12 protein-coding genes are annotated in these 13391 nt (G+C 38.9%); 1 reads left to right on the top strand and 11 read right to left on the bottom strand.

Features of this window, described 5'->3' with window-relative positions; translation table 11 throughout:
• Positions 1–70: 70 nt before the first annotated feature.
• From bglX to AC0L6O_RS03555, 4 genes are all read right to left on the bottom strand, one after another.
• Positions 71–2314 carry a beta-glucosidase BglX gene (bglX, locus tag AC0L6O_RS03570; protein ID WP_473306387.1) on the bottom strand — a complete coding sequence of 748 codons (2244 nt, stop codon included), beginning with the start codon at positions 2312–2314 and terminating at the stop codon, positions 71–73.
• A 151-nt stretch (positions 2315–2465) separates the two neighbouring features.
• Positions 2466–2942 carry a GyrI-like domain-containing protein gene (locus AC0L6O_RS03565; protein WP_473306385.1) on the bottom strand — a complete coding sequence of 159 codons (477 nt, stop codon included), beginning with the start codon at positions 2940–2942 and terminating at the stop codon, positions 2466–2468.
• A 129-nt stretch (positions 2943–3071) separates the two neighbouring features.
• The gene (locus tag AC0L6O_RS03560; protein WP_473306383.1) at positions 3072–3515 is read right to left on the bottom strand and encodes a GNAT family N-acetyltransferase; all 444 of its coding nucleotides are present in this window, start codon (positions 3513–3515) and stop codon (positions 3072–3074) included.
• 4 nt (positions 3516–3519) lie between these two features.
• Complete coding sequence (locus AC0L6O_RS03555) at positions 3520–5121, bottom strand: MFS transporter (protein ID WP_473306381.1); 1602 nt, start codon at positions 5119–5121, stop codon at positions 3520–3522.
• 354 nt (positions 5122–5475) lie between these two features.
• Here AC0L6O_RS03555 and AC0L6O_RS03550 point away from each other — a divergent pair, with 354 nt between their 5' ends.
• Positions 5476–6360 (top strand): AraC family transcriptional regulator, encoded by an 885-nt coding sequence (locus AC0L6O_RS03550; RefSeq protein ID WP_473306379.1) that lies wholly within the window; start codon positions 5476–5478, stop codon positions 6358–6360.
• Between the two features lie 144 nt (positions 6361–6504).
• On the opposite strand, the gene AC0L6O_RS03545 is transcribed toward AC0L6O_RS03550, so the two are convergent.
• Genes AC0L6O_RS03545 through AC0L6O_RS03515 form a run of 7 tightly spaced genes read right to left on the bottom strand, consistent with a single transcriptional unit; the run spans position 6505 to position 13348 of the window.
• Positions 6505–7626, bottom strand: a complete 1122-nt coding sequence (locus AC0L6O_RS03545) for an ABC transporter permease (RefSeq protein ID WP_473306377.1) — start codon at positions 7624–7626, stop codon at positions 6505–6507.
• 56 nt (positions 7627–7682) lie between these two features.
• Positions 7683–8789 carry an ABC transporter permease gene (locus AC0L6O_RS03540; RefSeq protein WP_473306375.1) on the bottom strand — a complete coding sequence of 369 codons (1107 nt, stop codon included), beginning with the start codon at positions 8787–8789 and terminating at the stop codon, positions 7683–7685.
• Positions 8790–8818: 29 nt separating this feature from the next.
• Positions 8819–9559, bottom strand: a complete 741-nt coding sequence (locus AC0L6O_RS03535; protein ID WP_473306372.1) for an ABC transporter ATP-binding protein — start codon at positions 9557–9559, stop codon at positions 8819–8821.
• Positions 9552–10472, bottom strand: a complete 921-nt coding sequence (locus tag AC0L6O_RS03530; RefSeq protein ID WP_473306370.1) for an ABC transporter ATP-binding protein — start codon at positions 10470–10472, stop codon at positions 9552–9554. Before AC0L6O_RS03530 ends, AC0L6O_RS03535 begins: the two co-directional genes overlap by 8 nt.
• On the bottom strand, positions 10472–11452 hold the full coding sequence (locus AC0L6O_RS03525) for an HlyD family secretion protein (RefSeq protein ID WP_473306368.1): 981 nt from the start codon (positions 11450–11452) through the stop codon (positions 10472–10474). Before AC0L6O_RS03525 ends, AC0L6O_RS03530 begins: the two co-directional genes overlap by 1 nt.
• Positions 11453–11471: 19 nt before the next feature.
• Complete coding sequence (locus tag AC0L6O_RS03520) at positions 11472–12731, bottom strand: TolC family protein (protein ID WP_473306367.1); 1260 nt, start codon at positions 12729–12731, stop codon at positions 11472–11474.
• Positions 12732–12733: 2 nt separating this feature from the next.
• The gene (locus tag AC0L6O_RS03515; protein WP_473306365.1) at positions 12734–13348 is read right to left on the bottom strand and encodes a TetR/AcrR family transcriptional regulator; all 615 of its coding nucleotides are present in this window, start codon (positions 13346–13348) and stop codon (positions 12734–12736) included.
• Positions 13349–13391: the final 43 nt, after the last annotated feature.

Here is a 13391-nt window from a genome sequence, read left to right as displayed (position 1 = left end):
AGTATTTTAACAATATGGATGAACTTATAAAAGTGCTACCGCACAAATTAATAATAAGTCATTTAAAACATTACCTCAACTCCAAATCACCCTCCAAAACATCTCTAGAGTTAGTTCCTACAAAGACCTTGAAAGCTCCTTTTTGAAGTAAAACATTTCCGTCTTGGTCAAAGAATGAAAGCTTAGTGGCTGGCAATTCGAATGTTACTGTTTTTGATTGGCCTGCGGCTATTTCTACTCTTGCGAAATCTTTCAACTCTTTCACTGGTCGCACTGGCTGGGCAACTAAATCTCTAATGTAAAGCTGCACTATTTCAGTTCCGTCTACATCTGAGGTATTTTTGATATTGACCGAAACGGTAACAGACTCATTCTGATTGATGCTGCTTTTTGAGATTTTCAAATCTGAATATTCGTACGTAGAATAGCTCAAACCATAACCGAAAGGATATAAAGGCTCATTAGGAATATCTCTGTAACGCGACACCCAGAAATGTGCAGGACCTTCGTTTCCATCTATATGCGGACGGCTACCGTTATAGTGATTATAATAAACTGGTATTTGACCCATAGCCACAGGAAAACTCATGACAGTCTTTGCCGAAGGATTCACATCTCCACTCAAAACATCAGCTACGCCATGACCATGCTGCGTACCGCCAATCCACGTATAAAGCACCGTATTGAAATCTTTTACCACATCTGTCATAATCATTGGGCGGCCAGCCTGAACTAAAATTACCACTGTCTTCCCTGTAGCTTTTGCATTCGCCAACATTTCCATTTGACCATCAGATGGCGAAACATCAGAAAGTGAACGAGCCTCCCCTGCCAAATCACCAAAAAGCCCAATGGTGGCAATGATTACATCGGCTTTTTTAGCGGCCTTCTTCATTTCCTTTACAGAGCTGGCATCAAAATCTCCTTCTCTACTCACCGAGCGAATGAAAGTTAATTTCGCCTTCGGGTACTTTGCTTTTAGTCCTTCTAAAATAGTTACCGTGTATTTATGCTCGCCTTGTCCTTTCCAGAAATCTAAAACATCATCTTGACTTTCTGCCAAATGGCCTAAAACTAAAATGCTCTTTGGACTATTCAATGGTAAAACGCCATCCGAGTTTTTCAATAAAGTCATGGTGTTTCCTGCTGCTTTTCTAGCTTCAGCCAAATGAGCATCTGCCATAAGTGTAGCTTTTTCTTTGGCAGCATCATGATATTTGTAAGGATTGTCAAATAAGCCCAATTTGAATTTCAAGGCCAAAACTCGACTAACGGCTTCATCCAAAACAGCCATTGGAACTTTGCCTTCTTTTACAGAATTCACCAAAGTAGTTCTGGTAACTCCAGCCTCCATATCCATGTCAGAACCTGCCATGATAGCCTGAATGGCGGCTTGCTCGGCATCTTTGGAGTAACCATGGTTCATCATTTCGCCAAAAGACGCCCAGTCTGAAACCACCATGCCATCAAAACCCCATTTATCTCTAAGGACTTTATTGACCAAGTAATCATTTCCACTGGCTGGTACACCATCCACAAAATTGAAGCTATTCATTACCGTGGCAGCACCCGCATCCACTGCCGCTTTGTATGACGGTAAATAATAATTCCAAAGAGCATATCTGCTCACATCTACCGTGTTATATTCTCTTCCTGCTTCCACAGCACCGTATGCCGCAAAATGCTTTATGGTAGCCAAAACATGATTTTCATCGAAGTTTCCTTGGAATCCTTTTACTCTGGCGGCGGCAAATTTCCCTTGCAAATATGGGTCTTCACCAGAACCTTCCATCACTCTACCCCAGCGTGGCTCGCGAGACATATCCATCATAGGAGCGAATGTCCAGTGCAATCCTGCCGAAGAGGCTTCTTTAGCCGCAATAGATGCAGATTTTTCCGCAGCATCTAAATCCCATGAAGCAGCCTCAGCTAATGGAATAGGAAAAACCGTTTTGTAGCCATGAATCACGTCAAAGGCAAACAATAATGGTATGCCCAGTCTTGTTTGTTCTACGGCTATTTTTTGGGTGGCCAATGTTTGCTCTGTTCCTACCACATTTAGGAAAGAACCTACCATGCCGTCTTTTAATAATTGAATTTTGCCCTGTGCTCCCGGGTCGTTTGCTACACTTGGACCTGTTAATACACCACCATTTACTTGGTTTAGTTGACCCACTTTTTCTTCCACAGTCATTCTAGAAAGCAAATCTGCTATTCTAGCTTCGTCTGAAAGGCTTGCGTTTTTATAAGGGGATTGGGCAAAACTTACAATTGCCAATAAGGCAAAGGATAGGCTTAAGGTTAATTTTTTCATTTATAATTTAGGTTATTCTTATTGAATATAAAACTACGCAATTATTGCTTCTCTTTATTCTAAGAATATCTCTAGATTATGCTCTTTAATGGAACACGCCTGCCTGGCGGCAGACAGGGATTCCTTTTCTCAGACTGGGATTTAAGGCGTCTTACTTAACCGGCACCCAAATTTCCTCTTCTGCCTCTGGATTATTTCTTGCGTTTTCTTCTAATACTTCGAAGTCTGGGCGATTATCAATCTCATACTCCGAATTTGGAAGCCATTGACTTAAAATAGTTTTTATCTTTTCTATGAAGGCGGGAACGCTCTTTCCTTTGTGAAGAAAGATGGCATATTTACCTGCAGGTAATACGAAGGTTTCCATGCCCTCTGGCACATTATCAAGATTGGAAACTTCTACTAAAGCCCATTTTGTAAAAGACCTGTCAACATTTCTGTCATACATGGTGAAAGCAGGGTCTGTGCCTTGTAGTGAGAAATAACCCTCATGAATTCTGTTTTTCACTTCATGACGACGAGGCATGAAACTACCCCATAATTGACCCGTGGTATTATTGGCATAAGTCATTTCTAATGACATTCCTACAAACTTTCTTTCAGGCGAATTTATGATTTTAGGATTCATAATTTGATTTAATGATGCAATTTATAACCACAGAGTTCACAAAGCAGGCATAAAGTAGCTAAGGTCTTTTCCCATCGAAAGCTCTGTGCTCTTTGTGAAAACCTTTGCTTCCTTTGCGGTTCATTAATTTTATAATTTCAAGTCGCAGTTTTGCTCGTTGTCATCTATTACCGCACCTAAACTTCTATAAAACTCCTTTGCTTTCACATTCCAATGAGATACCTGCCATTTCACTTTTTGACACTTATTTTCTTTTGCAAAGTCTATCACTTTATTGATTAGTCCTTTGCCTAAACCCGTTCCTCTATGAGCAGGTTTTACGTAGAGGTCGTCCATGTAAATGGATTTTCCGCTCCAGGTATAATAAACAAAGTTATAGGTAGCGTATCCTACAATTTGACCGTCAGGTAAAACTGCCGCAAAGCCTTTGAAATAATCTTTTTCGGCCTTCATTGTGGTCAAATCATTGACCATCATATGAGGGCGTTTTTCAAAAACAGAGAATTCTTTGAAGAGCTCAAGCAGTTGCTCAAAATCATCTTCGCCAAATTCTCTGATATTAATGTCTTGCATATATTTAGTGTCCGCCTTTTGAAGCACCTTTTTTAGCTACTTCGGCATCAAAGTCAATTCCTTGCTTTCTCAATGTTTTCTGAGCTACTAAGCCAAAAACAAATAAGAAGATGAAACATGCTGCCGCCAAAGTATAAGAAAATTGAATACCTATCATATCGGCTAATTTTCCTTGAATTACTGGTAAAATAGCTCCTCCCAAAATCATCATGATAAGTAAAGCTGAACCTTGATTGGTAAACTTACCAAGACCTGCCGTACCCAATGAGAAAATACTTGGCCATAAAATAGAACAGAAAAGTCCACCAGAAATAAGACAGAAAAGAGCGATATCTCCCGTACTGAAAATACCAATACAGGTCATAATGGCACCTAATGCTGTAAATATTAACAAGATTAAAACAGGTTTTTCTCTAGCAGCTATAAACGCCAAAATCATAATAACCACACAACCCGCATACGGATAAAGGTCTGATACATCACCACTGTAAAGCGAATTGGCACCTAAAACAATACCGAAGGCCGAAAACGGAACTACCCAGGTCAAAATCTTCTTCCACATGACCGAAGGATTAAACGCTGGCATAGCGGCTGTCCAACGACCAATCATCATACTACCCCAAAACAGCGATACGTATTTAGATATTTCTGAAGAATCTAGGTCTTGCGTTTCTTTCAAATATTCACCGAGGTTTGAACCTACGGTAACCTCCACACCTACATAAACAAAGATGGCAGCCATACCTAAAAGAGCCTGTGGGTAATCAAAAACGGAGGATTCTTTTCCCGTTAAAGGACCGGAACTGATACCTCTGAAAAGAGCATAAGCCACAAAAAGCATCATAATACCAAAACTTACCATAATGGCCATTTCTATACTCACTGCAAAAGAAACTATCCCGAAAACACCTAAAAAAGCCAGCGGCACATAAGTTAGTGTATTGTCTACCGTAACTTCTTCTTCATTTCTAATTCTTGGAAGTTTAGACACTAAAAAGAAAATAGCCACAATTACGAAAAGAGCTCCTAAAATTAAATAAGGAATTTTCACATCTTGAATAGAAGCGTTTAATGCAGCATCCTTAGAAATAGATCCAAATATGGCATAACTAACCAATGCTGGACCAATGGTTCCACCAAAGTTATTTACGGCACCACCCATATTAATACGTTGGGCACCTGTTTCGGCAGGTCCTAAGGCTATCATAAATGGCTGTGTAGCCGTTTGCTGAAGGCTAAAACCAAGACCTACTATAAACAGGCCACCCAAAAGCAGCTCATAAGACTCTGCGACTGCTGCTGGATAAAACAAAAGCGTTCCTAAAGCTGATAAACCAAGACCAATGACGATTCCGTTTTTGTAACCAATCTTATTAAGAATATCGGTTTTCATTACTTTAGAGAATATCAAATAAAGCCAAGAACCTACAAAATATGCCGCATAGAAGGCAAAGTCTACCAACTGAGCTTCGGTTTGGGATAGGGCAAATTTCTCTTTAAATAATGGAATTAGGATACCATTAGATGCCGCCACAAAACTCCAAAAGAACCATACGGTCATTAGAGTGTACAGAGCCGGCATGTTGTTTTTTTGATTTTCAGACATGGGTTAGGGTTAGGATGGTAAATAATAGATTTTGTTTTCAGGGAAGAAGAACTTCGATTTTTTGAAAGTTGAAAGTCCATCTAAGATTCAAAAATAGAAATAACCGTCAATCACTTTCTAAAAACATGCATTTTTTTAAGAAGGGATAACATAATGTGCAGAAACGAAAAAGAGTAATTATAGCTACATTAATAATACAATTTTATCTGTGACAAAATGTCAAATATTCACTAGTTCATGTCATTAAAGTACAGATAACTAGCTTAATCGTTTTAGTAATCAAATAAAATACAGTTTGAAATGTAATACAAAATCAACTACTTTTGACATGAATACTTTTACCCTATATATTGAATGGCTCAAGTTTACCGAGAAATAACCCCATTGACCGAGTATGACTGCTTTTACGTTATCACTAGGACTAAAACCAATTTTGACTTCCCTCTTCATTTTCATGAAGAATTTGAACTTAACTTTTTGCTAAATGCAAAAGGTGTAAAACGAATAGTGGGCGACCACCAAGAAGTTATTAATGATGTGGAGTTGGTTTTAGTTGGTCCTAACTTACCACACGGCTGGGTAAATCACGATTATAACTTTGAGAAAACGGGAAAACATATTGATGAAATAACCATTCAGTTTCATCTTGATTTGTTCGGAGAAAACTTCTTAAAAAAGAACCAATCTTATCTGATAACAAAACTATTTGAGAAATCGGCAAGAGGGATAACTTTCTCACCAGAATTGGCTTTAAAGCTAAGACCAAAGCTTCAATCTTTAACAGAAAAAACAGGCTTCGAGAGCACATTAGACCTCATGAGTATTCTGCATGAGCTTTCTATATCAGAAGATATTCGTTTGCTATCTGATGATACTTTCATGGGGAATAAAACAAGCTTTAATAGCCGAAGAATAGAGGCCGTTTTTGAGCATATGAGAACCCATTATGCCAAAGAAGTAACGCTTTCTACTGTAGCCAAAATTGCCGGAATGACGGATGTTTCTTTTAGTAGGTTTATTAGAAAAAGAACTGGTAAAACCTTTATCGACAGTCTGAATGAAATCAGGCTAGGCCATGCTTCTCGGAGGTTAATTGACACTACAGAAACCATTTCAGAAATAGCGTATAAGTGCGGATTTAATAATCTTTCTTATTTCAACAGGCTTTTCAAATCTAAGAAAAACTGTACGCCAAAACAGTTTCGAGAGGATTTTGCTGGGACTAGGAAGTTTGTTTGATGGCTTTGGGCTTTGGGCTTTGGGCTTTGGGCTTTGGGCTTTGGGCTTTGGGCTTTGGGCTTTGGGCTTTGGGGAAATCATATTTTACATATCCAAGTTCCTCATTTCAAAATTTCATCTCAGAATTAACTCTCCAAACAAACACTAAGCAGTTCTTTTGCTATAATTTCTTACTGCTAGGAAATTAAATACTATCGCAAAACCAACCATCGCTAAGAAATCTGGGAGTAGCTCTGTAAAACTGCTTCCTTTGATGAAGACAGCTCTTATAACTCTTATAAAATAAGCCGGAGGATTTATCTTGGTGAGCCACTGTGCCCACTCTGGCATACTCTCAATAGGCGTATAAAGCCCTCCCAAAAGAATAAAAATCATCATAAGGAAAAAGGCAAAAAGTGTGGCTTGCTGCTGGGTATCGACAAAAGTACTTACCCAAAGGCCTACCCCTAAAACACCCAAAAGATACACTGCTCCAAAAACATAAACCGTGAGATATGAGCCCACAGGAATAATTCCGAAAATGAGCCATGCGAGCAGCATTCCCAAAGTAATAGAAACCATTCCAAGCACCCAGAAAGGAATAAGCTTCCCTAAAATAAACTCATGCTTCTTTAAAGGTGTCACATTAAGCTGCTCTATAGTGCCTACTTCTTTTTCGGCTACAATGTTTAATGCCGCTATAAAACTACCCACCATAGTTACCAAAATAACCAAGATACCTGGCACCATAAACAGATAATAATTAATGTGTGGATTGTACCAATTTGAAGAAGTAATCTCAATTTGGGGCAAAGGAAACATTCTTGGAAATTGCACCCATTCTTCTCTAATCTCTTGATTAAAACTGTTTATCATTTGACCAGCATAGGCCACTCCTAAACTAGCTCTAATACCATTAACAGCATCCGCTGCCAAATGAAGCGTGTTTTTATTCTCTTTAATTAAATCTCTTTCAAAATTTGGCGGAATGGTTAAAATAATATCCGTCTCGCCTCTGCCTGCCGTTTTTAAAGACTTTTGGTAAGAGTTATGATATTCGGCTAATTGAAAATAGCCAGAAGCCGTAAGTTTGCTTGTCAACCTTTTAGAATATGTAGAGTGGTCTTGGTCTACCACAGAAATATTAATCTGTTTCACCTCATAATCTGCCGCCAAAGGAATGATTATAAGCTGAATAATCGGCATCAAAAGAATTAAACGCAGAATGGCCGGGTCACGGAAAATCTGTTTAAACTCTTTCTCCAATAGAAAAAATAGGTTGTTCATTTTATTGATTTTAAAACCTTAACACTTGAGGGTTTTGGAACTATCTGAACACTCAATCACTCTAACCTTACTTTAAACTTTTTGATGGCTACTGCCAGAAAAACCACTGTCATCCCAAAAAGTATGGCAGTTTGTTTGGCCACAAAAGCAAAGCCAAGTCCTTTCACCATAATATTGCTAATGATGTTATAATACCATTTGGTAGGTACCACATTACTGACAATTTGAAGCGGAAGCGGCATATTTTCAATAGGAAACATAAAACCACTAAACACCAAAGCTGGCATAAGGAAACCCACCAAAGAAATAAACATGGCCACCTGCTGTGTATCAACAATGGCTGAAATCAACAGCCCTAAAGACAAGGCCGTAAATATGAACAACAGACTCTCTGCTAAAAGCAGCGGAATAGACCCTACAATGGGCATATCTAACACATAAACCGCCATCAATAAAATAATAATGACATCTATAAAACATAAAACCAAATAAGGTACCGCCTTGCTCAAAACCACCAAAAGTGGTTTCATAGGAGAAACCAAAAGTATCTCCATAGTTCCTGTTTCTTTCTCTTTCACAATAGAAACCGACGTCATCATAGCTCCCAAAAGCATCAAAATGAGCGTCATCACCCCTGGCACAAAACTGTATGCTCCTTTTAGCTGCGGATTATAGAGCATCCGAGTTTCGGTGTTTATTTGAAAAGGCAATTTTGCCCGTCCAAAAAGTTCGTTTTGATAATCTCTGAATATAGCCGAAGCATAGTTTATCATGATGTTCGAGGTATTTGGGTCAGAAGCATCACCAATTAATCGAACTTGAGCCTTATTACTATGTAACAAATTAGCTTGAAAATTTTCTGGAAAAACAATCACTAACCTAATCTCTCCCCTCCTGAAACTCTCTTCAATTTCACTTTCACTCTGCAGCACTTTATTGACGCTAAAATATTTGCTTTGGTCAAACCTATCTATCAGTAATCGAGTAGTTTCATCTTTAGAAAAATCTAGCACGCCCACCTCAGAGTTTTTAACCTCGGAGGTTAATGCAAAACCAAAAAGTAACATCATCACAATGGGCAAGCCCATCAAAATAATCATACTCCTCTTGTCACGCAGTACGTGCCAAAACTCCTTTCTAACAAAAGCGAAAAAGACCTTCATGCTTTAATATTTAAATCTTGTCAAATCCACTACTCTCCTCTTTTGGCTCCTCTAGCCAGTTTTAAAAACACTTCATTCATATCCTTCGCCTGAAAAGCCTTTTTCATCTCAGCAGGTGCATCTAAAGCTGCTATGGCACCATCTACCATAATACTTACACGGTCGCAATATTCTGCTTCATCCATGTAATGTGTGGTTACAAAAACCGTAATACCTCTGCTAGATGCTTCATAAATCATGTCCCAAAACTGACGCCTTGTAATAGGGTCTACACCACCTGTAGGTTCATCTAAAAACACAATTTTGGGCTCGTGAAGAATGGCGGTAGAAAAAGATATCTTTTGTTTCCAGCCTAGTGGCAATGAGCCTACCAATTTATCAGCATGCTCCTCTAGGCCTAACCTTTCAATAAGAGCATTCCCTTTTTCTTTCAGCTGCTTTCTGGGAATACCATAAATGCCCCCGAAAAAAGTAATATTCTCTCTCACCGTCAAAGTCTCATACAAAGAGAACTTTTGACTCATATAGCCTATGTTTTTTTTGATTTCCTCATTCTCTTTGTATACATCAAAACCTGCCACACGTGCTATACCCGAGGTTGGTTCTAATAGTCCACAGAGAATTCGCATGGCTGTAGTTTTCCCTGCACCATTTGCTCCTAAAAAACCAAATATTTCGCCAGCTTTTACGTCAAAACTTATGCCGTCTACTGCGGTGAAGTCACCAAATTTTCTGGTGAGATTGTCAGCATGAATTACCACGTCAGTCATTTTCCAGCATCAGTTTAATAAAAGTATCTTCAATATCAGGTTCTACCTCGGCTACAGAAACATCTGTATGCCCACAGTCTTTTAAATACGCTTTCAGCTTATTCTCGTCTGGTAAATTAGCCTTTAGGGTCACGTGATTTTCTTCACCAAAAGCGAAACAACTACTAGTGCCTTCGTAAGCCTTGATGTCTAACATGAGTTGATATCGCTGAACACCTTTTACTGCAAAAGTTTTCAATCTATGACGCTCTATTATATTAGTAAGCGTGTCTAACTCCAGTATTCGTCCGTTTTGAATCAAAGCTATTCTATCACATCGAGTGGCTTCGTCCATATAAGGTGTTGATACCACAATGGTAATTCCTTTCGCTTTTAGCTTATCTAGCATGTCCCAAAACTCTACTCTGGAAACAGGGTCAACCCCAGTGGTGGGTTCATCTAAAAAGAGTACTTTAGGCTCATGAATCAAGGCACAACAAAGTGCTAACTTTTGCTTCATACCACCTGATAAATCACCTGCCAAGCGATGTTTGAAAGGTTCTATCTGGTCATAAATGTCTTTAATGAGGTGATAGTTCTTTTCTAAAGTGGTATCAAAAACTGTTGCAAAAAAATTGAGGTTTTCTTCAATACTTAAATCCTGATAAAGCGAAAACTTCCCAGGCATATAACCTACTATCTTTCTTATATCCCAAATGCCTGACACCACATCAAAGCCCGCCACTTCAGCACTTCCAGCATCGGCTATTAAAAGCGTGGTTAAAACCCTAAACAGGGTTGTTTTTCCCGCTCCATCTGGCCCAATTATGCCAAAAAGTTCTCCCTCATTGACCGATAGGCTGATATTATCAAGAGCGAGTACCTTTCCCTTGTCATACGTTTTGGTGATATTTTCAACTTTTACAGCTATCATTAAAGCTTCACTTCTCCGTACATGCCTATTTTTAAGAAACCATCATTCTTCACTTTGATTTTGGTAGCGTAAACCAGATTTGCTCGCTCGTCTTTAGTCTGAATTGTTTTTGGTGTAAACTCTGCTTTGTCAGAAATCCACTCTACCACACCCTTTAATTCTTTATATCCATCTTCACCGTTATCTATCAGCACTTGCACCTCCTGTCCTACTTTCACTTTTGCTAGTTGGCTATTAGTCAAGTATGCTCTTAGTTTTAGCTCGGTCATGTCAGCCAATTTATATAAGGCTTTTCCTGGAGCTGTCATTTCATTTTGCTCTGCATATTTCACCAATACAGTTCCCGCCTGAGGGTTTTGAATTTGGCATTTGCCAATCATATTTTCCATTTGAGCTATTCGCTCTTGCATCGGTTTTTCTTCACTCATCACAGCACGGTTGCCAATCGCAATTTGTTGTTCTGCCGAAGTTATTTGCTGCTTAGTTACATTTAACTGGCTCTCTGCAGCTTCAATTTGCTTTTGAAGTACTTCTAAATTCCCCGTCAAATCATCCAACTGTTTGACCGGCACAGCCTCCGCTTTCACCAACTTCTCCACTCTTTTTTGTTCTTTTTCCAAAACCGAATACTGCTGACGCTGAGCTGCCAACTGTTTCTTTTGTGTTTCAATCTGCTGTTTTAGAATGCCTACCTGAGGGCCTGAAGAGTTCCTTTTAGCTCCAATAGCATCATAACTGGCCTCTAACTGTGCTTTTTGAAGGTTTAAATTTTCGCAGTCAATGTTTCCTATAATTTGACCTTCGGTCAAAACCGTGCCCTCTTCTATGGTCAGCTCCAAAATTTTACCTGAGCTTTCTGAAGAAACAATGATTTCTTTGGCTTCGAACACACCAGAGGCGTCAAAGTCATTTTCACCTCCACTGCAGCCTACTATCACAGCCGCTAAAAAGGTTAGTTTTAATATATGTTGTCCTGTCATTTTATGCTTATTTATCATGTTATTGACCCAGAATGATTTTAATATTTCTATTGGCTTGCATCAGCTGAACTTCGTGAAGAATCAAATTTCGTTTCGCCAAATCTTGCTTGTTAAGTTCTTCTAAATAGTCGGTGGCGGTAATGATGCCGTTTTCTAGCTGAGCACTAGACACTTCCGTTATTTCCTCTCTTATAGCTATCAGCTTATTATCACTTTCTATTAAACTCTCTAGCCTTTCTATTTCTTTTTTAAGCGAAGCCAACTGTACATTGGAAGCTATATCGAAGCTCTCTTTTTGCTTTTCTATTCTTAGCCTATTCACCTTTAATTGTTGAATTTCACTTTGCTGCCCACCATTATATAAATGACTTAAAGGCACCTTTAACTGCAAACCACCTATGAAATAGGGCGAAAAATCTCTAGCCAAAAAGTTAAGACCTGGTCTACCATAACCACCTGTTCCGAAGAGGGCAATCTTTGGTTTGTTCTTAGATTTCACCAAACTCTCCGAAGCCATAATAGACTGCTGCTGTGCAGAAAGTAGGCTTAACTCAGGTCGGTCGTTTTCGTAAGAATCAATCTGAAAAGTAACTGGTGATTCAAAAACCGTTTCTTTACTCAGCTGTGCTCCCGTCAAAAGATAAATACCTTCTAAAGCCGCTTCTTTTTTCTTGTCAATTTCTATAAGGCTTTGCTCTAGCTCTATCTTTTTAGCCTCTAAAGCCAGTAAGTTACTTTTGATGGCTACGCCATTTTCAATAGCCGCCTTTACTCTTACCAAATTGGCATTAATCTCTGTTAAGATTAACTCAGCGTTACCTTTCTGCCTGTTGGCAAACAAAACACCGAAATACAAGGCTGTTACCTGCTCTTCCGATTTATAAAGGTCAACCTCCACCTTAGCCTTTTCCACTTTTTGATTCGCCAGCGTCATAAACTTTTGACTGGCTGTAAGCCCGCCGTCATAAAGGTTTTGCTGAATATCCAAAGTTACTTTATACTGGTCTTGAGCCGGAAGCTCAATATCTACTCCTGGAATGCTAATAGGCAAAGAAGTAACTTCCGACTGCCATGTAGCCTGCCCACTTAATGACGATTGCGGCAAATAGGCTCCTTTGAGATTCTTAATTTGCAAAGCTGTAATCTCATCAATAAGCCCCATCTGCTCCTGTTGCGGATTAAAATCACGAGCCTTGGAAATCAAATCATCCAAACCAATATTGGTTTGAGCATGAAGCGAACCTGCAATTAAAAATATTAGTGCGAGTGTCTTTTTCATATTTAATCCACTATTAAAATTTTTCGGATATATCGCTTTAACTCTTCTATCCTACCCAGCATAAGTGCGGCAAAAGCTTCCTCATCTGCACCAAAATTATGCATCAAAATAGGCCTAGAGAGGTATGGAAAAATACACATCCCTAAAACTGAAAGTAACAATTGCATAGGGTCAAGCTCTGGCACCCGACCTAGTTTCAGGTCATCCGCATAACTTTTCATGAAGTTTTGTGCAATGGTTTCTTTAAACGGCAGCTTTTCTATAAAGCCATCATTTCCCCTTTTATTAACCGTGCTAATTATAAAAAAAGGTATAAAAGGGTTTTCATTCATAAATAGAATGTACTTCTCTATAAAAACCTCCAACTTCTCTACCATAGAATTATCGGTCTGGAAAATACTGGAAACTTCAGGGAAGAAGTACTTTGCCTTTTCGGCAAAAACTCGTTCGAATAGGAGTTTTTTAGAACGGAAATAGTAGTGCAACATAGCCTTATTAATTCCTGCCGTATCGGCAATCTCTTGCATACGGGCACCATCAATACCATCTCTAATGAAAATATCTTCGGCTGCCTTTAAAATCTTTAACTCTGTAGATGCTTCTTGTGTCAACTGCATAGTCTATCTGATTGGTTTAACCATTTGGTTAATCGATAGACAA

The organism is Arcticibacterium sp. GJ41-1, from assembly GCF_055808875.1.
The sequence above is the reverse complement of the archived record's forward strand: the minus strand, read 5'-3'. Positions and strand labels throughout refer to the sequence as shown.